Below are 25928 nucleotides of genomic sequence, written 5' to 3' on the forward strand. Positions count from 1 at the left end.
AGTTTTAGAATACCATTAATACCATGAAACGAATACCGTTCTTGTTGATACCCGGATTGTCACGGTAGGTGAAACGATGTACATATTCAACGTGCAGCAACTTGAAAATGTTGTAGATACCTATACTTCCTTCGATATACGGCACCTTCGGGTCCATCACGAAACTGGTGAATTTACCGTCGCGTGTCGGGAAACGGACGAGGTCGGGGTTGCTGCTCTTGAATGGATTGTTCTTGTCGGTCAATGTCCCCCACAATGCGCGGATACGGAACATTTCTCTCCATTTCAGATTCTTGATCAGCGGGATGCGGTTGAACAACTTTCCGTTCATGTCATAAGAAAGTGACATGGACGCATACCGGTCGTTCAGGAATTCCATATTGTTGATCAGGGAAAATGTCTCACGTTGAGTGATATATGACAAGTTGGCTTCCGGCAGAATCAATAGCGGGAAAGGTACGACATTCCATTCTGCCCCTGCTTTTACGCTACAGTCTATCTTTCCCCACGAAGCGGGAAGCCAGAAACGTTTCCAGATGCTTGCTTCCGTGCGGTTGAAGTTGTATTCTCCGCCCAGCACGCCTTTGAAGCCCATGGCATGAGTCAGCGTGAAGATAGGAGCATCCAGCGACACCGGAACACGGCGCTGCTTGGAGTTGACGAAAGATTCTCCCGGAGCATAACGCAGTGTCACACTCGCTTCGGAAGTCGTGATGTCATGCACACGGGTTTGTGCAGCGTCATTCCGCAGATATTCCAGTTTTCCGGTAGGCTCGTCATTTCGATGGCGGAGCATGGCTTTCACTCCGAATCCCGTCAGCGTTTCGAGTTCGTAGTTGATGGTAGCATCACGCATATATGACATCTGGTCTACCGTTGTCGTTTTCATCGAAAGGAAGATGTTGTCTTTGTCCGTAAACAGGAACTTGTCCATCGGCGACATTACATCATAACTGTACGTTGCAGATATAAAATGTTTGGGAAACTCCCATACTACATAATCTCGTTTGTTGAAAGAATAAGTCAGCGTTCCGCTATATTTCCACTTTTCGTCTTTCAGACCATAAGCTCCGTATCCGCTCAGGAACCAATGCTTGTCAAAATGGGCAGTAGTCATACCACTCAGGCGGAAACGGGTTCCGTCGATGTAGTTGCTTGAAATCATGGTGTTGATAGGACCGATATCCACTTTGCTCTTATGGCCTTTGCTGCCTGTTTCCACAAAGTTCTCGATCAATGCTTTCGCACCGAAGATGATATATTTGAATCCCGGAATCTGTTCCAGACGGTTGACGAATACATCCATATTGCTTTCCTTTCTGGTCAACGGCACCTGGCGTACACTCGCCCAGTATTCGTCACTCTTCGAAAGCATGTCGGCCTCCTTGATCACAGGACCTTTCAAACGGAACAACCGCTGTTCTATCGGATCAAATTTATAATTGCTGTATTTAGTCGTTCGTTCTACCTGTAACCCTCCTGAGGTTTTGTTGGAACTCCATGAAAGGTCTACCGTCATGTCGTCATCCGCCAATACCCAGTTCCCGTTGGGAAGCTGCTCGTACTGCTGCACGATGTCCATGCGGTTGACAAAGTTGACGCCACTCTTTTTAGGCAGGTTCATCGTACACTTCTGAACGGCATAGGTCGAATCTTTCAGCACATAAAGATGGCCTGTAAATCCGAAATCCTGTGAGTTCTGCGGTACGAACGTCAGATGTACGCATTCGCGCTTGTCCACCATCAGCGTATCCATCAGGTAGTATTTATAGAACGAGATGGCATTGTTGCCGATAGGGCTTACGAATCGCTGTTGGAGCAGCCGGATGTCATCATCATAAATGTTGATGTCGGCAAAAACATCCTTCAGAACAGTCCCCAGCATGTCTCCTGTGGAGAAAAACTCTTCGATACCATTGGAGTTCTTTCCTTTGATAATGGTCTTTTTGCTTTCGGGATCTTTCCGGAAAATGGTTTGTGAGGCCGTTTCCTGTACGGAGATAGGGAGAATCAGTTTGTTGGTCGTCTCCGACACTTCCACCTGATCTTTGAGGAATGAGTATTTCTTGTAGATACCCTTTTCCAGTTTCTCCGGAGTCAGGTCGTTGATAGACATTTTCATTTTCTCGTACTTGTCGTACTGGTAGTAATCGTTCACTTCGAGCACTTGTGCTTTTTTGTGTTCGATCACTTTCTTCATGAATTCGACTGCCGGATTATTCTTGCGGGAGTATTTTTCTTTCTGTGGTTTTACGACTACTTCGGTGAGCATTACATCGTCCGGGGAGAGTTTGACATTGACGGTCTGATTTCCGGAGCCTACTTTAACGGTTTTGGTGACATATCCGATGGAAGAGAAAACGAGCGTTCCTCCGTTTCTTCGTGCGTCGAGTTTATATTCTCCGTCAATATTGGTGACAGTACCCATTTCTCTCTTGTCTTGATAATAGACAGAGATATACATTAGTGGTTCATGAGTGACTGAATCAGTTACAACCCCCTTTATTTGCTGCGCAAAAGCATTTGAAACTGCAAATACGACTAAGAGCAGTATCAGTATTTTGTTATATCGTTGTATCATAACGTTCGTAGTAGGGCTGCAAAGTTAACAAATAAGTCTGAGTAAAATAGAGTATATAACTTTTTTTACCCATCGTTTTTTGTTATTTACAAGCTTATATCATTCAACAATGGAAGGAGGCAGATTGTTTTTGTCTTTTTATACTTCCCTTTTCAACGTATGCCACATCTTGCGAACCGGCATGCTCCGATTCTTTTCCGTAGTTCCAAAATCTGTTTCAACGGTTGAAACAAAAAGTTTCATGCCTTGAAACTCTAGTTCCCACTGCTTGAAACTCTGGTTTCTACGCCTTGAAACTTTGGTTTCCTCGGCGTGAAACTTTCTGAAACACTTGTCGAACCTGATAGTGGTCGGCTACTTCTGTCTGGCTATTAAGCCGGCTCGTTGATCATCGAGTCCGGCTCAACCACTCCGGTTATTTACTTGTTAATATTTGTACGATTCGTTCGGCTGTTCGTCCGTCCCAGCGTTCGGGGAGTTCGCCTTTCTTCCATTCACCTTTCATCAGCGTATCCATAGCCTGAGCGAGTGCTGCCGGATCTTCGCCGACCAGTTCATTCGTTCCCACGCGCCACGTTTCCGGATGTTCGGCATACGTGTTGAGCGTGATACAGGGGATGCCGAGGAACGTAGCTTCTTCGGCTACATTGCCGGAGTCCGTGATGATTCCTTTGGCTTTATTGATCAGATATCCGAAGAAAAGATAATTCTGCGGAGGCATGATATGAAGGTTCGGGGCTTCTATGCCGAGGTCTTTGATTGCATTGCGCACGTAAGTGTGCATGGGCGCTACGATAGGCATACCGGCAGCTTTTTCGATCATCGTTTGCATCAACTTCCGCAGGTTCTCTTTGTTGTTGAGCAGTACACGTCGGTTGAGGGTGAGCAGGAGATAATTACCCTCCTGAAGTCCCAGTACGGAGAACCATACCGGTTTGAGCAGCCGGTTCCGGTTGAAGCGGACGGTATCTACCAAAATGTTGCCGACGTAATATACATTTTCACTTTCCGTGCCTGTCTGATTCAGATTTCGGTTGGCCACCATGCCGGCAGTAAACAGATAATCGGATACTCCGTCGGTAATCATCCGGTTTACTTCCTTCGGCATCTTCATGTCGAAGGAACGTGTGCCGGCTACCAGATGGGCTACCTTGATTCCTTGTTTCTTGGCTACGATGGCGCAACTCATGGTTGCTGTCAGATCATCCACTACCAGGACGACGTGTGCCGGATTCTCCGTCAGCTCCTGTTCGAAGGCGATCATGATTCCGGCTGCCAGACTGGTGGGGTTACTGCTTTCCACTCCAAGGTAGACATCGGGAGCTTTCATGTCGAGATCCGAAAACAGGGAAGCATCCAGACTTGTATCGTCCCGTCTGCCTGTGTACACCAAACGGTAGGAGATGCTTTTACCCAGCCCTCTTGCGGCTTCGATGGCGCGTGTGATAGGGGCTATTTTCATGAAATTGGGGCGTGCCCCGGCAACAATTGTTATTTTCATATTGTTTCTATCTAATTCGTGTAGCAAAAGTACATTTTCTTACGGAATTTATTCGTTACTTTGCATACAAAATAACAAATATATGCCGACATTCGTTCAAATTCTTGATTTTATAGGCACATTTGCCTTTGCTATTAGTGGTATCCGGCTGGCTTCAGCAAAGCGTTTCGACTGGTTCGGAGCCTATGTCGTAGGTCTTGCTACCGCTATCGGTGGCGGTACCATCCGTGATGTACTGCTGGATGTGACGCCCGGATGGATGACGAACCCTATCTATTTGATCTGTACGGGACTTGCCTTGATCTGGGTGATTTGCTTCGGTCGCTGGCTAATCCGTCTGAATAATACCTTTTTTATATTCGATACCATCGGACTGGCTTTGTTTACGGTGGTCGGTGTGGGGAAAAGTATCGCTTTGGGCTATCCTTTTTGGGTAGCCATCATCATGGGTAGTATCACAGGTGCCGCAGGAGGTGTGATTCGTGATGTCTTTATCAATGAGATCCCCTTGATTTTCCGAAAAGAAATCTATGCGATGGCGTGTGTAGTAGGCGGCATCGCTTACTGGCTGTGCGATGCCGCAGGGATGGAATCTTATGTCTGTCAGCTCGTTGGCGGATCGGCGGTATTTGTTACACGCATCCTTGCCGTGAAATACCACATTTGCCTTCCTATATTAAAAGGTAGTGAAGAGACTGACGGCGATTCTTGAAGATTTTATTTCTTGTCCAGATCCACTTCTCCCCGGTAGCTGATTGCCTGACGGTTCTGCATCGTGACATCGATGCTGGTGGTGCCGTCGGGGAACACTTTCGCCCTGAACTCAAAGAAGTCTTCCGGACTTCGTGCGGAGAATTTGATAACGGCGTTTCCCTTCTTATCCATATCCATCGTGTATTCTTTGAGGGGAGCGTTGAATATCAGCCCGCTTCCTCCGCCGTAAGGAACGCTGTAAGCACGTCCGTAATAGGGGAGGTAAGAGAATACCGAATCATTTCTGATTTGCAGTGAGTATTGTGAAGTCAGAGGTATAGAACGTCCGCGCATGGGCATAGCAGTGTTGACGTCTATCTTGTAGTCTTCTGATACGATCAGCTGTCTGACAGCTTCTTTCTTCTGTTCCTTCTTCTCCTTCTTGGTCTGTGCCGAAAGAGTCGGGATTCCTGCTAGCATAACCAGCAGTAGCATAAGGATTTGTTTTCTTGTTTTCATATCAGTTACAGTTTAGTGTATATATGTATAACACTCAAATATACTAAAAATAAGGAGTCCCCCTGCTTTCTTTAATGAAAATTAAACAGAAATCCTTAGAACTGTTCCAGAATGGAGATTCGTTTCTCGATAGGGGGATGCGTGGCAAAGAGGCCGCTAAGTCCGCTGAGGGCACTTTTCGACTGGTCGCCCGGATTCTGAATGAATAATTGCGCCACATCCCCACGTTTTACCGCTTCTATATCCGGATCATCGGAAATTTTGCGCAGGGCACTTGCCAATGCCAACGGATTCTTTGTCATCTCCGCCGAACCGGCATCCGCCATATATTCACGCTTCCGTGAAATGGCGAAGCGCATCAGACTGGCAAAGAAGTAACCGACAGCCGCTATTACTAAAGCAATCAGTATGATAAGGATAGCTCCTCCACCGTTTTTTCCGTTGCTACGTATGCGCGTGTGCGTAATAGTATAGAAAGTGATTTGCGTCAGCATCGAGAAGATTCCGACAAATACAATCGAGACGATCAGCAGGCGCACATCCCTGTTGCGGATGTGAGTCAGTTCGTGGGCGATGACTGCTTCCAGTTCTTCGTCGTTCAACTTCTGAATAATCCCTTTCGAGAGAGAGTGACCGTATAGGTGCGGTCGTTGATACCGCTGGCAAAAGCGTTCAATGAATCGTCGTCGATGATATTGATTTTCGGAGCCTTCATTCCGTTTGCCATGCAGAGGTTCTCGACCAGATTGTAGACACGTTTGTTTTCTCTGCGATCGAGAGGTTTGGCACCTGTGGCGGCTTTGATGATACTCGTATTCGCCCAGAAAGCTATCAGGAACCAAATCAATACGACACCCATCGTATAGGGGAGGGCATTGATGAAAAGAGGATTAGCCAATTCCAGGACACTTACTTCCATGCTCTCACCGTGCCCAAAGGCGACCAACAGATAACAGGCCAGATAAAGCAATGCTGCTACCAGGCAGGGAAATAGAAATAACAGAAGAACAGAGCGCCGGTTGTTCCGGCTCTGCTGTGTTTGGATTCCGACGTACTGCATACGTGCTCGTTTTTAGAAACTGATCTTCGGTGCTTGTTCCAGATTCGCACGTTCGTTGGTACCCAGGTCGAACATGATTTCTCTGCGGAAACCTGCCATACCTGCTATGATATTGGACGGGAATGTCTGAACCGCATTATTATATTCCTTCGTGGCCGAGTTAAAGTAACGGCGTACAGCAGCCAATTTATTCTCTACATCGGATACTTCTTCTTGCAGTTGCAGGAAATTCTGGTTTGCTTTCAGGTCCGGATAAGCCTCCAACGTGATTTTCAATCCCGATAAAGCGGAAGATAATTGATTCTCTGCTGCTATCTTTTCGTCGATTGTCTTGGCGCTGACTGCACCGTTACGTGCCTGAATCACCCGTTCGAGGGTATCTTTTTCGTGTGCGGCATATCCTTTCACGGTATCCACCAGTTGTGGAATAAGGTCGTGGCGCTGTTTCAGCTGCACATCGATGTCTGCAAAAGCATTTTCACGGTTATTTCTCAGTCTCACCAATGAGTTGTACATGGAAGCAAAAATGATTCCCAACAGTACGATTATTCCTACGATAATAAGTATAGTCATGTCCTTTACTTTAAGTTAATAATACTACCCAAAAGTAAGTTATTTTGTATTGCCAAGCAAGAAGAAGAGAATAAAAAACGTCCTAAACCACCTAAAAACTATCAAAAAGCACCTAAAATCTATCATTTGACAGTTTCACCCCCTAAGAAATGACGAATTTCCCCCTGTTCGACTCATAAAATACCTTTAAACTTGCAAACGTCAAGAAAGAAACGAAATATTAACCGTAAAACCCTTAAAGTATGAAAAGTTTAAGTTTCAGAAAAGATTTAATTGGAGTTCAGGAAGAGTTGCTTCGTTTTGCTTATAAATTAACTGCCAATCGTGAAGAAGCAAATGATTTATTGCAAGAAACATCATTAAAGGCCTTGGATAACGAGGAAAAATATGTTCCCGATACAAATTTTAAAGGATGGATGTACACAATCATGCGTAACATCTTTATTAATAACTACCGTAAAATAGTACGTGACCAGACATTCGTAGATCAGACCGACAATCTGTATCATTTGAATCTCCCCCAAGACTCAGGATTTGAAAGTACGGAAGGCGCTTATGACTTAAAAGAGATGCACCGCATCGTCAACGCGCTGCCGAAGGAATATAAAGTACCATTTTCAATGCACGTATCCGGTTTTAAATACCGTGAGATCGCTGAGAAGCTGGACCTACCCCTCGGAACGGTGAAGAGCCGCATATTCTTCACACGCCAACGTTTGCAACAAGAGTTGAAAGATTTTGTATAAATAGGGATAGCACATTAGTCAAACAATTAATTCTGGTAAGGAGCAACGGGTAAAAACTCGCTTGCTCCTTTGATTTTGTGACAATATGATATTAAACATGTCTTTATACCCCAACTTATTCTCTCTGTATTTGTTATTATGTCAGAGAACTCAGTATATTTGTATCAACTAGTTAACCTAAGTAATATAAATCTCATCTATTTACGACAATGAAAAAGGAAATCAAATTCAGTCTCGTTTATCGGGATATGTGGCAGTCGTCCGGCAAGTATCAACCGCGTGCCGATCAGTTAGTAAGAATTGCTCCGTTAATTATCGAAATGGGTTGTTTCTCCCGTGTAGAAACCAACGGAGGCGCGTTCGAACAAGTCAACCTACTGTATGGCGAGAACCCGAACAAAGCCGTCCGGGCTTTCACGAAACCTTTCCACGAAGCCGGCATACAAACTCATATGCTCGACCGTGGTCTGAATGGTCTTCGAATGTATCCCGTTCCGGCAGATGTGCGCCGGTTAATGTATAAAGTAAAACATGCGCAGGGAGTGGACATCACCCGTATCTTTTGCGGCTTGAATGAAGTCAGAAATATTATTCCTTCCATTCATTATGCCCTTGAAGCGGGGATGATTCCGCAGGCAACGTTATGTATTACGTTCTCGCCCGTACATACCGTAGAATATTATACCGCTATCGCCGAGCGTCTGATAGAGGCCGGAGCACCGGAAATCTGTCTGAAAGATATGGCAGGTGTCGGTCGCCCCGAAATGCTGGGACGTCTGACGAAAGCAATCAAGGAACGGCATCCCGAAATCATCATCCAGTATCACGGACATAGCGGACCGGGACTTTCGATGGCTTCTATCCTCGAAGTTTGTGAGAATGGCGCGGATATTATTGATGTTGCAATGGAGCCGATTTCGTGGGGGAAAGTTCATCCGGACGTTATCTCTGTGCAGGCTATGCTGAAAGACGCGGGATTTCAGGTACCGGAGATTAATATGAAAGCCTACATGAAAGCCCGTGCCATGACACAGGAGTTCATTGACGATTTTCTGGGTTATTTTATGGACCCTACCAACAAGCATATGTCTTCTTTGCTCTTGAAATGCGGACTTCCCGGAGGTATGATGGGTTCTATGATGGCCGATCTGAAAGGAGTGCATTCCGGCATCAATCTGATATTGAGAGGTAAGAACGAACCGGAACTGAGCATCGACGATTTGCTCGTGATGCTGTTTGACGAAGTGGAATATGTGTGGCCGAAACTCGGCTATCCTCCATTAGTGACTCCGTTCAGCCAATATGTGAAGAATGTGGCATTGATGAATGTGATGTCTCTGATCAAGGGAGAGGAGCGTTGGACGATGATCGACAACCATACCTGGGATATGATTCTAGGTAAGAGTGGTCGTTTGCCCGGTGCACTTGCTCCGGAGATTATCGCATTGGCAAAAGAAAAAGGATACGAATTTACGGACGAAGACCCGCAGAAGAACTATCCGGATCAACTGGACGAGTATCGTAAGGAAATGACAGAAAAAAGCTGGGATTTCGGACAGGATGATGAAGAACTTTTCGAACTGGCAATGCACGACCGCCAATATCGGGATTATAAATCGGGTATTGCCAAGAAACGTTTCGAAGATGATTTGCAGCGTGCCAAAGATGCCGCATTGGCAAAACAGGGATTCTCCGAAGAAGAAGTGAAACGGATGAAACGTGCCAAAGCCGAACCGGTGACGGCAATGGAGAAAGGGCAGATCATTTGGGAGATCGATGTGGAATCGCCTTCTATGCCGCCCGAAGTGGGACATAAATATGGTCCGGACGATGTGTTTTGTTATATTGCTACTCCTTGGCATACATATGATAAGGTGTTGGCGAATTTTAGCGGTCGTGTGATCGAGGTATGTGCCAAGCAGGGAGCATTGGTAGATAAAGGCGAACCATTGGCGTATATCGAGAGGTGTGAGGAACCGGCATAGTCTGTATCTCAAATAATAACAGAAAAAAGTAATCCCTTTATCCTTGTCTTGTTTCTTGATGAAATAGACTGTGATAAAGGGATTGCTTTATTTCTTTTTCTTCTTCCTGGTGTCTTTCTTATCGACCGCCTTTTTCTCTACAGGCGGAAACTTAGGAACCAGATTCATTAATCGCAATATCTGTTTTTGTCGTTTCAATAGGTAAGCCGAAGGCTTTGCAGAGTTAAACCGTATCGGGTTAGGGAGCGTAGCGGCAATCAGTGCGCACTGTCCTGAGCTCAACTTGGCAGCTGTTGTGTTGAATTTATACTTTGCGGCAGCCTGTGCGCCATAAATCCCTTTTCCCATTTCGATGGAGTTGAGATATACCTCCATAATCCGTTCTTTCGACCAGAACAACTCTATCAGAAAGGTGAAATAAACTTCGAAACCTTTGCGTATCCAAGACGATTGCGGCCATAGGAACACATTCTTGGCTGTCTGCTGACTGATGGTACTTGCTCCGCGCTTCCGTTTCCGTTTTTCGTTCTCCTTCATCGCTTTCTCTATTTCGATGAAGTCGAATCCGTTGTGTTCGGCAAAGCGGTTGTCTTCGGAGGCGATGACCGCCATCGGCAGGTGAGGAGATATTTTATCAAAAGAAACCCACGTGTGTTTCCACGTGGGTTTATCTCCTGACGCAAGCTGCTGTACACTTCGGATGACCATCAGCGGAGTGACATACACCGGCATAAAGCGGTAGACGATCACAGCCAGAATGGTAGATGCAAAGAAGAAAATCAGCAGGTTGCGCGCATAACGCAATATTTTTTTAATTGGAAGCGGCCTGTGCATCTTTAATCATCTGTTCACTTGCGTACATGTAAACTTCTACACGACGATTCTGTTCTCTTCCGGCAGCTGTGTCGTTGCTGGCGATAGGATCGCTTTCGCCCATTCCCTGCACACCTTTAATCTGGTTGGAAGAAACGCCGCAGTTTAACAGGTAGCTGGCTACACTCTGTGCACGTTCCTGTGACAAGTTCAGATTTTTCTGACGGCTTTGTTCGGCAGTACTGTTTCTCCAGCCCTGATTGTCGGTATATCCGTAGATGGATACGTCCATGTCTCTGTTCTGGTTGAGTACGTTGTTGGCGAACTTGCTCAATGCAGACTTGGCAGCAGCACTCAGAGTTGCATTACCGGTAGTGAAAAGAATACCTGAATCGAATGTAACTTTTACTGCCTGCAATCCGTTGTTGTCAGTTATCTGCTCTACTTGTGCGCCTTCAATTTGTTTTGCTTCTGCTGCCGCTTTATCCATCTTCTTTCCGATAAGGGCACCTGTTCCTGCACCTACTGCAGTACCGATAGCCGCACCGATGGCAGCACCCTTGCCTTTACCGATAACACCGCCGAGGATAGCACCCAATGCAGCACCCGAACCACCGCCGATTGCGGCACCTTTGCCCGTATTGTTCATGCTTGCGCAGCCACTGAATATCATGGTTATACTCATGAAGAGAACCATCCATTTCATCTTGTTCATAATGCAATGTTTTTTAAATAGGTTTATAAAATAATACTTTAATAAATTAACAACGCAAAGATACATATTATTTGCCAAGGTCATACTTTTTAGGTTAAAATAACTCCGGATGATCTTTGTATATGTAAAATAACAAACGACACGGCTACCTTGTTGACACGGAAGGCAGATTTAAGCATTTTTTCCTGATCATGGTGAACCATCCCAAGAGAATCAGCCCTTTGGCAATCGTTGTGACGCATACTGCCCACCAGATACCTTCTACTCCCATGCCCATCCGTACAAACAGGATGGCAAGCGGAATACGCATATAGTTGCATACAATGCTGACAATGGCAGGAGGCACGGTACGCCCGATGCCGTAGAACACTCCCTGCATTGTGATTTCGAGCATCATAAACAGCTGCGAATATCCGTCGATACGCAGAAATACACCTCCGGCTTCGTAAGCCGCCTGTTCGGGGACAAAGATCGAAAAGACCTCATTGCCGTAAAAGACAAACAGCAGCGTGCAGAACGTTCCGAAGATTCCCGTCATCCATAGGGTGGTGTGCCAGGCTTTCAGTACCCGTTCTATTCGTCCGGCGGCGAAGTTCTGGGCAATAAAGGCGCTGAGTGCGGTGGAGAAACCTTGGGAGGTATTCCAGGTGATGGCTTCTATCTGTCCGCCGGTGGTGAAAGTCATCAGCCCGATGTGTCCGCCCTGTTCGGATGCGGTACGGCAGAGGAACATATTGACGAAGGCGAACAGTGTGTTTAGGGTAGCTACGGGCAGGCCTAGTTTCAGAATACGCCGCGTGTACTTCTTCTTCAGTCGGGAGAAGAAGGGGAAACCGCCGAGCAGGGCGTCTTTGCGGAAACGCAGCTGATAGATGAAGATGGCGAAAACCGTTGCCTGCGAGAGCCATGTAGCGTAGGCGGCACCGTTTGTTCCCAGTCCGAAGCCGAAGATAAACAGAGGGTCGAGAATGATATTCATAATCAGTCCCATCCCACTGATATAGAATGGAATTTTGCTTCGTCCCGCTGCATTATAGATACCTGTGAAGGCAGCGGACAGGAATATGAACGGCAATGCGGTGGAAATAATCCGCAGGTATTCGATGGCATTGGCTGTGATGTGCTCTTCTAGTTCATAGATGCGGATAATGGGGCTTGCGAACATGAACAGCAGTCCGCCCCAGCAGATCGAAATGATCAGAGCAATCGTGATATTGTGTGAAGCGAACTGGCGGGCATCTTCCTGATTCTGCGCACCGATGGATTGGCCTACGCTGACTTCGGACCCTACCTTATTTAATAAGGAGATAGAACCGGACATCCACGTCAGGATTCCTACCGAACCGATGGCGGCTACTGCCTCACTGCCCAGTCGTCCCACCCATGCCATATCTGTGAGGCTGTATGCCATCTGTATAAACGACGTTGCCATGATAGGCATCGCCAGATTGAAAAGTTGGCGGTTGATAGGGCCGTGTGTCAGATTCTTAATTCCTTGCATATCATTTTTTCTATTTAAAAGGAGGCGCAAAGATACATAAAATTACTATCTTCGCACATCAAATATTCATTAATCAAAGTATACAGATACTATGAAACAGAAATTCTCTTCTCTTTTTGTATTGCTGGTCCTGCTATTGACAGGACTGCAAGTCTCGGCACAAAGTACGCCAAAACCATTTGATATTGAACAGCCTTCTCTCCGTGTTTTCCTGCCGGCACCGGAACTGGCGACAGGTCGTGCTGTGGTAGCCTGTCCGGGTGGGGGATACTCCGGTTTGGCGGTCAATCACGAAGGGTATGATTGGGCGCCGTATTTCAACAAACAAGGAATTGCATTGATTGTTCTCAAATACCGGATGCCGAAAGGCGACCGCACCCTCCCGATCTCCGATGCCGAAGCAGCCATGAAAATGGTACGTGACAGCGCTGACGTATGGAATCTGAATCCGAATGATATTGGTATCATGGGGTCTTCTGCCGGAGGCCATCTGGCTTCGACCATCGCTACACATGCGCCTGAAGCACTTCGTCCCAACTTCCAGATTCTCTTCTATCCGGTGATCACGATGGACAAATCTTTCACTCACATGGGCTCTCATGACAATCTGTTGGGCAAGGACGCTTCTGCCGATCTGGAAAAAGAATTCTCCAACGAGAAGCAAGTGACCAAAGAGACTCCCCGTGCTTTCATTGTTTATAGCGATGATGACAAGGTAGTTCCTCCTGCCAACGGAGTCAACTATTATCTGGCTTTAAATAAGAAAGGTGTTCCTTCCGTTCTCCATATTCATCCTACAGGCGGACACGGTTGGGGAATCCGTGAAGATTTCCTTTACAAGAGTGAAATGCAGAACGAACTGACTTCTTGGTTGCGTAGTTTCAAGGCTCCTCGCAAAGATGCCGTCCGTGTGGCTTGCATCGGCAACAGTATTACGTTCGGAGCAGGAATAAGAAATCGCAGCCGCGACAGCTATCCTTCCGTACTGGCCCGTATGTTGGGCGACAACTACTGGGTGAAAAACTTCGGAGTGAGTGCCCGTACCATGTTGAACAAAGGAGATCATCCTTATATGAACGAACCTGCTTATAAGAATGCATTGGCTTTTAATCCTAACATCGTCGTTATCAAACTTGGTACAAACGACAGCAAATCATTCAACTGGAAATACAGAGCAGACTTTATGAAAGATGCGCAGACCATGATCGACGCTTTCAAAGGTCTTCCTTCGCAGCCGAAGATTTATCTCTGCTATCCTTCCAAAGCTTATCTGACAGGTGACGGCATCAACGATGATATTATCTCTAAAGAAATTATTCCGATGATCAAGAAGCTCGCCAAGAAAAACGACCTGTCTGTTATAGACCTTCATACTGCTATGGACGGAATGCCCGAACTCTTTCCGGACCGTATTCATCCGAACGAAAAGGGAGCGCAGGTAATGGCAAAAGCTGTCTATCAATCTATCTCTGCTTTAAAATAAAAAATATGTTACCGATCATTGAGCTTTTAACCGGATAATTGTATTGATAATATAGCCCCTGATAAAAGAAAGGAGAATATTATGATTAGAACAGTTGCTGTCTTTGTTTTTGTGTCTTTAGCTTGTGTTGCTACTGCCTTTTCTCAAACTATAGAAAAGGGGAATAAAATGGATGTGCAAAAGAAAAATAGCTCTGCGGAAGTAAGCGGACACCAGTTGCCCGAAGCAAAAATCATAGAACCGAAGTTACCGGATATAGAGGCTAAAAAACTTGCAACAGATGATAAGTCCATGCAGACATACGGTCTGACACCTTCAAGTCCTGCATCGGGCTTATCTCCCTATTTTTACGATTTTCCTGCATTGCTGGAAAGTAATCCGGCATTGACGGATTTTTATAATTTTCGTCAGCATTCTATGAATGGACAGTTTTCTTTTATTGGGAGTGCAGAACAAAAAACTTATTTGGGATTGGGGCAATATGTAGCGGTAAATGCCGGAATGCGCTGGATTCCTTCTCAAAGATTTTTCGTTGAAGCGGGAGGAACCTTAAGCCGGCAATTCTATTTGGCTTTGCCTATAGCGAGGCAAGATATAGCAGGAATATATACGAGAATGCATTATTCTTTAGCCAGAAATGTCCGGTTAAATGTCTGGGGACAATATTTTATGGGGGGAAATACACCTCCTCCGGTTTACAATCCGTTATTTCCACATACAGGGGTAGGAGCTTCTATCTCGGTCGATGTGAAAAAGAATACGGAAGTAAGTGTCGGTGCGGAATACCAGTACGACAAGAATTCAAGGGAATGGAAAATGGAAACGTCAGGCCGTGTATCCATTGGCTTTTGACACATATTTCATCATTCATTTGGTTCTGTTATTTATTTCCCATATCTTTGACGCATTAAAATTATAATGTTTCATTAAAACTAGTGGATGTTTAACTCATCATTTATTACATCGGATTTGGTCTGATAAGAATCTGTTCACTTTAACAGATTCGAACTTTCATACTTTCGGATAATCTTTCCGGAAGTGATTCTCCTATATTATATAACTTTAGTTTTTATACCCGCATACAATAGCAAAAGCATTGTTGTGCTTTCACGTGTATGCTATATACATTAAGATAATGAGTAACGAAAATAATAATCTGTCATTATATGGTTGGAGTGATAATCTATTCCGGCAAAAACAAATCTCACAATTTAAAGATATGTCTCATGGACGAATCATCGTGACACATAAAACCTGTTATGAAGTGGTTGCAGAGGATGGCGTATATTTGTGTGAGTTAACAGGAAATATGATTTATGGCAGAATGCCTGATGAATACCCTTGTACGGGCGATTGGGTGATTTTTCAGCCATTTGATGCAAACAAAGGGATTATAGTTGATACGTTGCCTCGTGAACGGGCGTTGTATCGCAAGAAGAACGGAACGGTAGCTGACCGGCAGGCCATTGCTTCTTACGTCGATAAAGCATTTATTGTGCAAAGCCTTGATGATAATTTCAATGTTCGCAGAGCGGAACGTTTCATAGCCCAGATAATGGAAGAAAATATCAAACCAGTATTGGTGCTCAATAAAGCCGATTTAGGTTGTGACAGGCAGAATATAGATGAAGCGATCAAACACATTGCCCGTCAGTTTCCTGTATTTATCACAAGTATTTGTCAACCTCAAACGATTCTCCGGTTGCGGGAATCCATAACAAAAGGCGAAACGGTCGTGTTTGTCGGCTCTTCGGGTGTCGGCAAGAGTTCACTGGTGAATACCCTTTGCGGGAAATCGGTACTGAATACTTCCGATATAAGCCTGTCTACAGGAAAGGGACGGCATACTTCGACTCGTCGGGAAATGGTATTGGTGGATGGCTCAGGTGTTTTAATCGACACTCCGGGTGTTCGGGAATTTGGTTTGGCGATTGACAATCCCGATTCGCTTGCCGAAATGTTTGAAATATCCGACTATGCGGAATCATGCCGTTTCAGCGATTGTAAGCATATCGACGAGCCGGGTTGTGCTGTTTTAGAAGCGGTACATAATGGTACGTTAGATCATAAGGTATATGAGAGTTATCTGAAACTCAAACGAGAAGCATGGCATTTCTCCGCTTCCGAACATGAAAAACGTAAGAAGGAGAAATCCTTTACGAAACTCGTAGAAGAAGTGAAGAAACGCAAGGCTAATTTCTAAAGAACTATTGAAGCAGGGAATGCCGGTACTTTATCAGACAAGGTGATACTGTATGACGGCTTCTCTGCTTCTTATTGTTTGGTAAGAGTTTACGGCAACTATTCTCTTGCTTTTAGAGTAAAGGCATTTCAACTCTTGTGACATGTTCCTCTTCGGGTACATCCGGATTGCTGTAATAATATTCTATTGATGTTCCCGAAGCCTTATATCCATTTGTTTTTATCCATTCGGTCATCTCATTGTACAGCTGTGCCAGTTCATTGTAATTTCCTCTATGCAGACATACGACTATTCTTCTGGCGGGGAGGATGACAGACTGTATTTTTTCGTCACCCTGTAAAGGTTTCGAAGATTTCAGTCCGATAATCATTTCTATACGATCTTCGGTCAGGCTTTCAAAGTCGGGGTACTCTACGAAGGGGATATCCGTGGTTACTTCTCCCTGTTTCTGGAATAAAGAGTCTATTCTTACAAAATTCTCTCCGATAGCCTGTGACATACCTTTCATGTCGGTTTTTACTTCAATAGCCAAAGCGGGCTGTTCCGGCTGCTGTAAAAGCATGATTTCTGATATCTTTGCCATAGATTCTGTTTTAATGGTGATTATTTCCGTATGACCGGTATATATATTTCTGTTAGTAATTCCGACGTTTCCGTGGTGGACGGATGATTCATATACATCTCAAAGCTGAATGTGCTTTGGGGATGGTATTTACTTTTCGGAAACCATTCCTCATAAATGCTCCTGTACACTTTGTGTAAAGAAGAATAGTTCCCCGTATGTCTGAACACGGCATATCGCCCTCCGGGAATTTACATGATTCCCGGTACCGGTCTCGCTTTAGTATCATCGCGAAGGGTGATGCCTAGATAGAACCGGCACTTCTCCGTAGGCGTAATCGACGGATCGTCCATGCTAAGGCTGATAAACTTGTCATATCGTGGGTCTGCTTCATACTGTTCGGCATGATGCAGTAGTTTATTCCAAAGTAATCTGTATTTTAGTTTGTTTTTATACGCTTCACCCACTTCGATGCAGAATATCTTTATCGGGCTGATCACTTTTATCTCCGGTTTTATGTTTGTTGCCGGATTTTCACCGTTCGGTCTGTGCTTCTCTCTGTATTGAGAAGTTGATATACCAAAATGTTTCTTAAAAGCTTTGGCGATACTGTATTTAGTCTGATAACTCGTTTGCTCTATGATTTGCTTTAGCGTATAGTCCGTAGAGATCAGCAGATGTGCAACGTGTTCCATGCGCAAACGCTGTATGTAACTGCCGATATTCTCTCCGGTAGCGGTGCGGAACACTCTTCTGAAATGAAATTTGGACAGTCCGCTCATCGAACTCAGCGTGTCGGTATTCAGTACCTCCGTCAGATGACCGTTGATGTACACTATTATGTTCTGAATCATCTTATGATGAAGGCTGCTTGTCTCTTGCTTTTGCCGCCATCTGTTCAGTGTGGGAAGGCGTTTGTCCAGTATCTCCCTCAGCTCTTTCGGAGAATAGTCCGTGTCTGCGTATTCATTATATTTATCTGTATATTTTATCCAGATGTCGATCATTTCCCACATGGATATATCAACAATGTATTTCCCATCCTTCAGGCAGTAATAACAAAACTCATCACTCCTCGAACCGTCAGAGTTGGTGCCTAAATATTCCTCCACGTCGAAGCGGAGCGGCATTCCGCAGCTTTGGCAATATCTTTTATTTATTTCTGATTCAACCATTTGACTAATCTTGCATTCTTTGCAAAAATAAGCTATTTTTTCAGTAAACAGTTGTCCGGAATAGCCATCTTTTTATTAACAAATGTTCATTTCCGCTATTTCTTAAAGTTGTATCTTTGCCGCGCTTTTATAATATATAAGGTAAAGATGGAAACAATAACAACAAACAATAACTGGAAAAAGAAGTTTATCATTATATGGACCGGACAATTGTTCTCTATATTAAGTAGTTCGATTGCGCAGTTCTCGATGGTGCTGTGGATCGGTATGGAGACGGGTTCGGCAGAAGTCCTTTCGTATGCTGCCATTGCCGGGTTACTGCCTCAGATACTTTTGGGACCTATGGCGGGTGTTTTTGTCGATCGCTGGAATCGGAAATGGACGATGATAGGTGCTGACAGTTTCGTTGCTCTCTGTTCGGCGGTCATTGCTCTGCTGTTCTATTTGGATATGGTAGAACTGTGGTCTATCTATTTGTTGTTGATGCTGCGGTCGATAGGCGGTGCTTTTCATGCACCGGCAATGAAATCCTCAATTCCTTTGTTGGCTCCGCCTTCCGAACTGGTACGTATTGCAGGGATTAATGAAGTGATTCAGTCGGTGTGTACAATTTGCGGACCGATGCTGGGTGCTGCCTTGTTGCTGGCGTTCAACATGAGTGTAGTGATGCTGCTGGATGTGGCTGGTGCTTTTATGGCCTGCATCTCTCTGCTGTTTGTCTTTATCCCCAATCCTGCCAAAAAAGGGACCAATAGGAATATATTGCATGAAATGTATGAGGGTGCACGGATTATTTTGCGTAATCGGGGAATGAGTTGGCTGATGGTTTCGGAGATTGCGGTTACTTTCTTTGTTATGCCGATTGTGGCTGTTATGCCTCTAATGACTTTGCAATATTTCAATGGTACTCCTTATCAAGTGAGTCTGATAGAAATGCTGTTCGGTATAGGGCTGCTTGTCGGCGGTTCGATACTGGGCGTGTGGAATCCTAAAATAAGAAAATCGATCTTGCTTATTATAGGATACTTCGGACTGGGCATGTCTCTGGCTTTATGCGGAGCGTTGCCTTCCACCTATTTTGTTACGTATGCTGTGTTGACGATGATACAAGGTTTGGTCGTACCTTTATATACAGGGCCTTTTACGGCATTGCTGCAAACTCAGTTTGCTCCTTCCTATCTGGGACGTATCTTTTCTTTATACGGAAGTATCAGCCAGTTTCCTTCTGTCATCGGTTTGCTGTTAACCGGATTCATAGCCGACAGGCTGGGAGTGGAGAATATTTTTACTATCGGAGGTATAGCGATCAGTATTACTGGTATATTGCTGTTGTGCAGTGCTTCCGTTCGGAATTTGGAGCGGAAAGATAGTAGTACCTTTTGAGGGTTGGTTGATAAAGAGAATGCTAAATTGATAATGTCGGAAACTGAAAGTCGGAGTTGCAGAAAAATTGTTTTAAAGTGAAAATCTTGATTCAGATCAAGGTTCTTGTCTTTAATATTGCTGTATTTTGTGGTTATAGATAAATTATATAATCATTCTCTCGATATGAAAATAACATATAACTCAACAAACTATTATCTAATACCTTGCAATGATGGATTTTTACTCATTGATGCAGGGTGGAACGGACTACTAAGAGTTTTTCTTGAAAAATTGCATTCAATAGGAATTGCACCTGTGCAAATTAAATATATCATTTTAACTCATCATCATCACGACCATGCTGCTATCGTACAGGAATTGAGAAAAATGACTGAGGCAAAATTAATTGTACATAAAGAACAGCTACCTTATTTGAAAGCCGGATTTACAGATTATAAAAAATTAAAGCAATATAATAAATTACTATGGATAATAGATAGAATCTCACGTCCTTTTATAAAGTATCAGTATCGACCAATTGATTTCGATGCAGCAGATGTTATAGTAGATTCAGATATTGATGATGTTTCTTTAAGAAATATCGGTGTTCAAGGAAAAATTGTTTTAACGCCCGGACACTCCCATGATTCTATATCCGTATTGCTTGATAATGGAAATGCTTATATTGGCGACTTGGCAATGAATATGAATAGCATGAAACTACTTGGGAAAGCCCCCTTTCCGATTGAGGCCGAGGACTATTTACAAGTCAATCAAAGTTTGAGAAAACTTGTAAATTTAGGTGTGACTTTATTTTATCCATCGCATGGTGAGGTTATTACACAGGAGAAGGTTGTGGAAACTATAAAGTGAACAGGTTTTATAGTTCACAAATATGCAAATCTTAAAATAAACTATCTTATAATGCAATAAGAGTAACTCGATTAAATCTCGAATTACTCTTATCATTTTTTACTTCGTGATCCAGCTGGGGCTCGAACCCAGGACCCCAACATTAAAAGTGTTGTGCTCTACCTGCTGAGCTACTGAATCAATCCTTTATGCTTTCTTTCGAATTGCGGGTGCAAAGGTAGAACATTTTTTTAGAACTCCAAAGCATTTCAAACATTTTTCTTATCTTTGTGCCATTATCAACAATATACAATCATTAATATATGGCTGACGATAAAAAAATCATCTTCTCAATGGTGGGAGTGAGCAAAGCTTTCCAACCAAATAAAAATGTACTGAAAGACATTTACCTGTCGTTCTTCTATGGAGCGAAGATTGGTATTATCGGTCTGAACGGTTCCGGTAAATCTACCTTATTGAAGATTATCGCGGGTCTGGAGAAATCCTATCAGGGAGAAGTGGTCTTCTCTCCGGGATATTCTGTGGGCTATTTGGCACAAGAACCTTATCTGGACGACACAAAGACAGTAAAAGAAGTAGTAATGGAAGGTGTGCAACCGATCGTTGACGCACTGGCAGAATACGAAGAAATCAATCAGAAATTCGGTTTGCCCGAGTATTATGAAGATCAGGACAAGATGGATATACTTTTCGCCCGTCAGGGAGAATTGCAAGATATCATCGACGCAACTGATGCATGGAATCTGGACAGTAAACTGGAACGTGCGATGGATGCGCTCCGTTGTCCGCCCGAAGATCAGCCGGTGGTGAATCTCTCCGGAGGTGAACGCCGTCGTGTCGCTCTTTGCCGTTTGTTGTTGCAGAAACCGGACATCCTGTTGCTCGATGAGCCTACCAACCACTTGGATGCTGAATCTATCGACTGGCTGGAACAACATTTGCAGCAATACGAAGGTACAGTTATCGCCGTAACTCACGACCGTTACTTCCTTGATCACGTTGCCGGATGGATTCTCGAACTCGACCGTGGCGAAGGTATCCCTTGGAAGGGAAACTACTCATCCTGGCTGGAACAGAAGACCAAACGGATGGAAATGGAAGAAAAGACCGCCAGCAAGCGTCGTAAAACACTGGAACGTGAGTTGGAATGGGTGCGCATGGCTCCGAAAGCTCGTCAGGCGAAAGGAAAAGCCCGTCTTAATTCATACGACAAGTTGCTGAATGAAGACTTGAAGGAGAAAGAAGAGAAGCTGGAAATCTTTATCCCGAATGGTCCCCGTCTGGGTAATAAGGTAATCGAGGCAAAACACGTAGCGAAGGCATACGGCGACAAACTGCTGTTCGATGATCTGAACTTTATGCTTCCTCCTAACGGTATTGTCGGTGTCATCGGTCCTAACGGTGCAGGAAAAACAACTCTTTTCCGTCTGATTATGGGATTGGAAACGGTAGATAAAGGTGAGTTTGAAGTAGGAGAGACCGTAAAGGTATCCTATGTAGACCAGCAGCATAAAGACATTGACCCGAACAAGAGCGTCTATCAGGTAATCTCCGGTGGTAATGATTTGATCCGTATGGGTGGACGTGATATCAATGCACGTGCGTACCTGTCCCGTTTCAACTTTGCCGGTGCCGATCAGGAAAAACTTTGTGGTGTTCTTTCCGGTGGTGAAAGAAACCGTCTGCATCTGGCGATCGCTCTGAAAGAAGAAGGTAACGTTCTGCTGCTCGATGAGCCGACCAATGACATTGACGTGAACACCCTTCGTGCTTTGGAGGAAGGTTTGGAAGACTTTGCAGGGTGTGCGGTAGTCATCTCTCACGACCGTTGGTTCCTTGATCGTATCTGTACGCATATCCTCGCTTTTGAAGGAGACTCTAATGTATTCTACTTTGAAGGTTCCTATTCAGAATATGAGGAAAACAAATTGAAGCGTCTAGGCAATGAAGAGCCGAAGCGTGTTCGTTATAGAAACCTAATGACTGACTAGTATTTGCTGACAGATTACAAGTTAAATCTCACTTAATATACGAAAGTGAAAGGCTCTGCAAACATTGCAGGGCCTTTATTGTTTTCGAAAGCAATAAAATGTTTATCTCTCTTAAAAGAATGTAGCATAATTGTCATCTAAGTCTAAATAATATTAATTATCTTTGTGCACAGTTTCAATGAAACAAACAATTAGTATTAACTAATAAATTACATTATGTTGAAGAGAATGCGGTCTTTTTTAGTGGTCGTAATGTTACTGATTACTGCTACGATGAGTGCGCAAGTTACCACAGCAAGTATGAGTGGTAAAGTAACAGCACAAGATGAACCTATTATTGGAGCAACGATCGTTGCTATTCACGAGCCCTCCGGTACCCGCTATGGTACAGTGACCAATGTCAGTGGGCAATTCAATCTGCAAGGTATGCGTACAGGCGGTCCTTACAAAGTCGAAATCACCTATGTCGGCTATCAGTCAGCCATTTACAAGGGCATCCAGTTGTCATTAGGAGAAAACTACGTATTGAATGTTTCTTTGAAAGAAAGTTCAGAGTTGTTGGATGAAGTAGTAGTAACAGCACCAAAAACTATCGAAAAAATAGGTACTGTTACTAATGTAAGTGAACGTCAGATGAACACTTTACCTACTATTAACAGAAGTATAACAGATTTCACAAAGCTCTCTCCTTATGCAGGTGGAAGCAGTTCTTTTGCGGGGCGTGATGGACGTTATAACAATATAACGATTGATGGTGCTTCGTTTAATAATAGTTTCGGATTAAGTTCTAATAATTTACCTGGAGGAGATTCTCAACCCATATCTTTAGATGCAATCGATGAGATTACTGTAAATGTCTCTCCTTACGATGTTAAATATTCCAACTTCACAGGTGCTTCTATTAATGCTGTAACAAAAAGTGGAACAAACTCATTTTCGGGTACTGCATATACCTATCATAAACCAAGAGGATTTGCAGGGAGCTCTATTGACGGTGAGGATATTCTTAAAGCAAAAGAATACAACTCTCATTCATATGGTGTAACTTTTGGAGGTCCAATCATTAAGAATAAGCTTTTCTTCTTCTTGAATGCTGAAATTGAAAATAAGGAAACTCCGGGGGTAACTTGGCTTCCTAATCAAGATCAAAATGGAACAGGGGATAGCGGAAAACGTATCTCACGTACTTGGGTGGGTGATATGCGTACTATCAGTGACTTTGTTAAAACTAAATATGATTATGACCCCGGACAGTATGAGAACTTCAATAATTTCCAAAGTGATAATTGGAAGTTAATGGCTCGTATTGATTGGAATATACATCAGAACCATAAGTTGACAGTGCGTTTTAATTCTGTTTCCTCAGAAGATGACAGAGAAGTAAGCGCTAAGTCCACTATTATAACTAGTACTAATTCTAATCGTTATGGTTTGGATGCCTTTTCTTTTGGTAATTCAAACTATAAGATGAAAAACGTAGTAACATCGATAACAGGCGAGTTAAATAGTCGTTTCTCGAATAATGTTCAGAATAAACTGTTAGCCACATATACTCATATTAGTGATACACGCGAGCAGAAAGGCTCTGATTTTCCTTTTGTCGATATATATAAGGACGGAAAGCAATATATAACTTTAGGTACAGAAGTGTTTACTCCTAATAATCAGGTTATCAATAATGTATTTAGTCTTGTTGATAATGTGAGTATATCATTAGGAAAACATGAATTGCTTGCTGGCGTTTCTTTTGAGCGCCAATATTTTAAAAATTCTTATTTGAGAGGCCCTTACGGATATTATCGTTATGATTCAATGGATGATTTTATGCAGGGAAAAGTACCTACCATTTATGGTATTACATATGGGTATAATGGTAATGATGCTCCAGGTTCTGAGTTGACATTCGGAATGGCTGGTGTGTATGCCCAAGACGTATGGTCTCTTACTCCTAATTTTCGTTTGACTTATGGCTTACGTCTGGATATGCCAATATATATGAATTCATTGGATTCTAACAAGTCAATAGAGGAATTAGCTTTTGTAAATAATACTCATGTCGATATTTCTAAGTGGCCGAAGACGCAAGTCTTGTTTTCGCCAAGAGTCGGTTTTAATTGGGATGTAAAAGGTGATCGCTCCGTAATTGTATCAGGAGGTACAGGAATCTTTACTGGATTGTTACCTTTTGTATGGTTCACTAATCAACCAAGTAATTCGGGCTTATACCAAAATATGGTAGAGTATAATACACAAAAAAATCCGGGCTCTTTACCTGCTGACTTTGGTTTTAATCCTAATTATAGAGAAACTCTGCAGAAATATCCCAGTTTATTTCCTTCTACACCTTCAGAGCAAGCACCTGATGTTATAGCATATGTAGATCCTAAGTTTAAGATGCCGCAAGTTTGGCGTAGTAATTTGAATGTGGATATTCAACTGCCGTATGATTTTATGTTATCTGTTGGAGCAATGTATACAAGAGATATTTATAATGTTGCGCAGATCAATATGAATGAGGCTGAGCCTACGGGTGTGTATAATGAACAACCGGATCGTATTTATTGGGCTTCAAAAAAATACGAGTATAATGATTATACTAATGGTAAGAATGTAGTAGTAAAACTTTCTAATGGAGAAGATAAAGGATATCAATATTCTTTTAATGCTATTTTGACAAAGAAATACGATTTTGGTTTTACAGGGTCTATCGGCTATACTTATACAATGGCTAAAGATCTGACTGCAAATCCTGGGTCAGCACCTAATTCAGCATGGCAAAATAATGTGGCAGTAAATTCATTGAATGATCCTGGAGTATCTTATTCTTTATTTTCTACGCCCCATCGTATTATTGCTAATGCTTCTTATGAAATTAATTATGCTAAATGCTTAAAGACAACGTTCTCGTTATTTTATTCAGGATATCATACAGGACGTTATTCCTATACATATTATAATGATATGAATGGTGATGGCAATTATTCGGATTTAATATACGTGCCTAACTCTCAGGATGAAATGACCTTTGTTGATATTACAGATAAAAGTGGTGCTATTACTTATTCTGCTGTAGATCAAGCTAAAGATTTTTGGGATTTTGTGAACAATGATTCTTATCTTAAAGATCGTAAGGGAAAATATGTGGAACGTAATGGATCTTTAACACCTTGGATTAATCGCTTTGATTTTAAAATTGCTCAGGATTTTTATGCAACTTTAGGTGGGCGTAAATATGGAATACAGGTTAGCCTTGATATGCTGAATGTAGGAAATATGATTAATTCAAAATGGGGAGCATATCAATCTTGTGGTCTCAAGAGTTATGACAATGTACAGTTATTAAAAACTGCTAGCAAAGTTGGTGAACCCTTGACTTACCAGATAAATGCTAATTCACGTGAAGCTTTTAAAGAAAGATCATCATGGCAATATACCAATACCATTGGTAGTGCATGGTCTATGCAATTAGGAGTAAAAGTTACTTTCTAATACAAGTTTTAAAGTTAAAAAGAAGGATTTTATTTTAATGGGAAGCCAGTTAATTCATAATGAGTTAACTGGCTTTTTTGTAGCCTTTCTATATAGTGAT

General features: G+C 43.2%; 18 protein-coding genes, 1 tRNA gene and 2 pseudogenes. 10 read left to right on the forward strand and 11 right to left on the reverse strand.

Annotated elements, in window-relative coordinates; genetic code table 11:
- Nucleotides 1–4: 4 nt before the first annotated feature.
- Together NBH01_RS12330 and wecB are read right to left on the reverse strand one after the other, a co-directional pair.
- Nucleotides 5–2581, reverse strand: a complete 2577-nt coding sequence (locus NBH01_RS12330; protein WP_250700128.1) for a DUF5686 and carboxypeptidase-like regulatory domain-containing protein — start codon at nucleotides 2579–2581, stop codon at nucleotides 5–7.
- Nucleotides 2582–2996: 415 nt separating this feature from the next.
- Nucleotides 2997–4082 carry a non-hydrolyzing UDP-N-acetylglucosamine 2-epimerase gene (gene wecB, locus NBH01_RS12335; protein WP_016267769.1) on the reverse strand — a complete coding sequence of 362 codons (1086 nt, stop codon included), beginning with the start codon at nucleotides 4080–4082 and terminating at the stop codon, nucleotides 2997–2999.
- A gap of 82 nt (nucleotides 4083–4164) precedes the next feature.
- On the opposite strand from wecB, the gene NBH01_RS12340 reads away from it, so the two are divergent.
- Nucleotides 4165–4794, forward strand: coding sequence for a trimeric intracellular cation channel family protein (locus NBH01_RS12340; protein ID WP_008765911.1), 630 nt, complete (start codon nucleotides 4165–4167; stop codon nucleotides 4792–4794).
- A gap of 5 nt (nucleotides 4795–4799) precedes the next feature.
- On the opposite strand, the gene NBH01_RS12345 is transcribed toward NBH01_RS12340, so the two are convergent.
- From NBH01_RS12345 to NBH01_RS12355, 3 genes and pseudogenes are all read right to left on the reverse strand, one after another.
- Nucleotides 4800–5294: a DUF4251 domain-containing protein gene (locus NBH01_RS12345; RefSeq protein WP_008765910.1), complete on the reverse strand. Its 495-nt coding sequence runs from the start codon at nucleotides 5292–5294 to the stop codon at nucleotides 4800–4802.
- Nucleotides 5295–5389: 95 nt separating this feature from the next.
- Nucleotides 5390–6354 (reverse strand): annotated as a pseudogene (locus NBH01_RS12350) (M48 family metallopeptidase).
- A gap of 12 nt (nucleotides 6355–6366) precedes the next feature.
- Nucleotides 6367–6927, reverse strand: a complete 561-nt coding sequence (locus NBH01_RS12355) for a LemA family protein (RefSeq protein ID WP_008763440.1) — start codon at nucleotides 6925–6927, stop codon at nucleotides 6367–6369.
- Nucleotides 6928–7169: 242 nt separating this feature from the next.
- Between NBH01_RS12355 and NBH01_RS12360 the strand changes: the two genes are divergently transcribed.
- On the forward strand, nucleotides 7170–7673 hold the full coding sequence (locus NBH01_RS12360; protein WP_008763441.1) for an RNA polymerase sigma factor: 504 nt from the start codon (nucleotides 7170–7172) through the stop codon (nucleotides 7671–7673).
- 209 nt (nucleotides 7674–7882) lie between these two features.
- Nucleotides 7883–9658: a hydroxymethylglutaryl-CoA lyase-like TIM-barrel protein gene (locus NBH01_RS12365; protein WP_072067049.1), complete on the forward strand. Its 1776-nt coding sequence runs from the start codon at nucleotides 7883–7885 to the stop codon at nucleotides 9656–9658.
- An 87-nt stretch (nucleotides 9659–9745) separates the two neighbouring features.
- On the opposite strand, the gene mtgA is transcribed toward NBH01_RS12365, so the two are convergent.
- The 3 genes from mtgA to NBH01_RS12380 all read right to left on the reverse strand — a co-directional run bounded on the left by mtgA (nucleotide 9746) and on the right by NBH01_RS12380 (nucleotide 12687).
- A complete protein-coding gene (gene mtgA, locus NBH01_RS12370) occupies nucleotides 9746–10492 on the reverse strand; it encodes a monofunctional biosynthetic peptidoglycan transglycosylase (RefSeq protein WP_008763443.1) in 747 nt (248 codons plus the stop codon).
- Nucleotides 10470–11186, reverse strand: coding sequence for a YiaD family glycine zipper/OmpA-like lipoprotein (locus tag NBH01_RS12375; RefSeq protein ID WP_008765906.1), 717 nt, complete (start codon nucleotides 11184–11186; stop codon nucleotides 10470–10472). Before NBH01_RS12375 ends, mtgA begins: the two co-directional genes overlap by 23 nt.
- Before the next feature lie 145 nt (nucleotides 11187–11331).
- Entirely contained in the window at nucleotides 11332–12687 is a 1356-nt protein-coding gene (locus tag NBH01_RS12380) for an MATE family efflux transporter (protein WP_225680410.1), read from the reverse strand.
- Between the two features lie 91 nt (nucleotides 12688–12778).
- Between NBH01_RS12380 and NBH01_RS12385 the strand changes: the two genes are divergently transcribed.
- The 3 genes from NBH01_RS12385 (at nucleotide 12779) to rsgA (ending at nucleotide 16373) form a co-directional block, all read left to right on the forward strand.
- Nucleotides 12779–14170: a GDSL-type esterase/lipase family protein gene (locus NBH01_RS12385; RefSeq protein WP_225680412.1), complete on the forward strand. Its 1392-nt coding sequence runs from the start codon at nucleotides 12779–12781 to the stop codon at nucleotides 14168–14170.
- 81 nt (nucleotides 14171–14251) lie between these two features.
- On the forward strand, nucleotides 14252–15022 hold the full coding sequence (locus NBH01_RS12390) for a hypothetical protein (RefSeq protein WP_008763447.1): 771 nt from the start codon (nucleotides 14252–14254) through the stop codon (nucleotides 15020–15022).
- Nucleotides 15023–15305: 283 nt separating this feature from the next.
- Entirely contained in the window at nucleotides 15306–16373 is a 1068-nt protein-coding gene (gene rsgA / locus NBH01_RS12395; protein WP_022471071.1) for a ribosome small subunit-dependent GTPase A, read from the forward strand.
- A gap of 112 nt (nucleotides 16374–16485) precedes the next feature.
- On the opposite strand, the gene NBH01_RS12400 is transcribed toward rsgA, so the two are convergent.
- Together NBH01_RS12400 and NBH01_RS12405 are read right to left on the reverse strand one after the other, a co-directional pair.
- Nucleotides 16486–16956, reverse strand: coding sequence for a GyrI-like domain-containing protein (locus NBH01_RS12400; RefSeq protein WP_225680414.1), 471 nt, complete (start codon nucleotides 16954–16956; stop codon nucleotides 16486–16488).
- 20 nt (nucleotides 16957–16976) lie between these two features.
- Nucleotides 16977–18110: pseudogene (locus NBH01_RS12405) on the reverse strand (GyrI-like domain-containing protein).
- A gap of 147 nt (nucleotides 18111–18257) precedes the next feature.
- Here NBH01_RS12405 and NBH01_RS12410 point away from each other — a divergent pair.
- Entirely contained in the window at nucleotides 18258–19493 is a 1236-nt protein-coding gene (locus tag NBH01_RS12410; protein WP_055300578.1) for an MFS transporter, read from the forward strand.
- A gap of 165 nt (nucleotides 19494–19658) precedes the next feature.
- Nucleotides 19659–20348, forward strand: a complete 690-nt coding sequence (locus tag NBH01_RS12415) for an MBL fold metallo-hydrolase (protein WP_129655087.1) — start codon at nucleotides 19659–19661, stop codon at nucleotides 20346–20348.
- Nucleotides 20349–20455: 107 nt separating this feature from the next.
- On the opposite strand, the gene NBH01_RS12420 is transcribed toward NBH01_RS12415, so the two are convergent.
- Nucleotides 20456–20528 (reverse strand) — tRNA-Lys (locus NBH01_RS12420).
- Between the two features lie 122 nt (nucleotides 20529–20650).
- On the opposite strand from NBH01_RS12420, the gene ettA reads away from it, so the two are divergent.
- Together ettA and NBH01_RS12430 are read left to right on the forward strand one after the other, a co-directional pair.
- The gene (gene ettA, locus NBH01_RS12425) at nucleotides 20651–22339 is read left to right on the forward strand and encodes an energy-dependent translational throttle protein EttA (protein WP_008763451.1); all 1689 of its coding nucleotides are present in this window, start codon (nucleotides 20651–20653) and stop codon (nucleotides 22337–22339) included.
- Between the two features lie 216 nt (nucleotides 22340–22555).
- The gene (locus NBH01_RS12430) at nucleotides 22556–25828 is read left to right on the forward strand and encodes a TonB-dependent receptor (protein ID WP_008765900.1); all 3273 of its coding nucleotides are present in this window, start codon (nucleotides 22556–22558) and stop codon (nucleotides 25826–25828) included.
- Nucleotides 25829–25928 lie beyond the last annotated feature (100 nt).

This window comes from Bacteroides sp. B1-V-101, from assembly GCF_023656585.1.
Taxonomy (GTDB): domain Bacteria; phylum Bacteroidota; class Bacteroidia; order Bacteroidales; family Bacteroidaceae; genus Bacteroides; species Bacteroides thetaiotaomicron.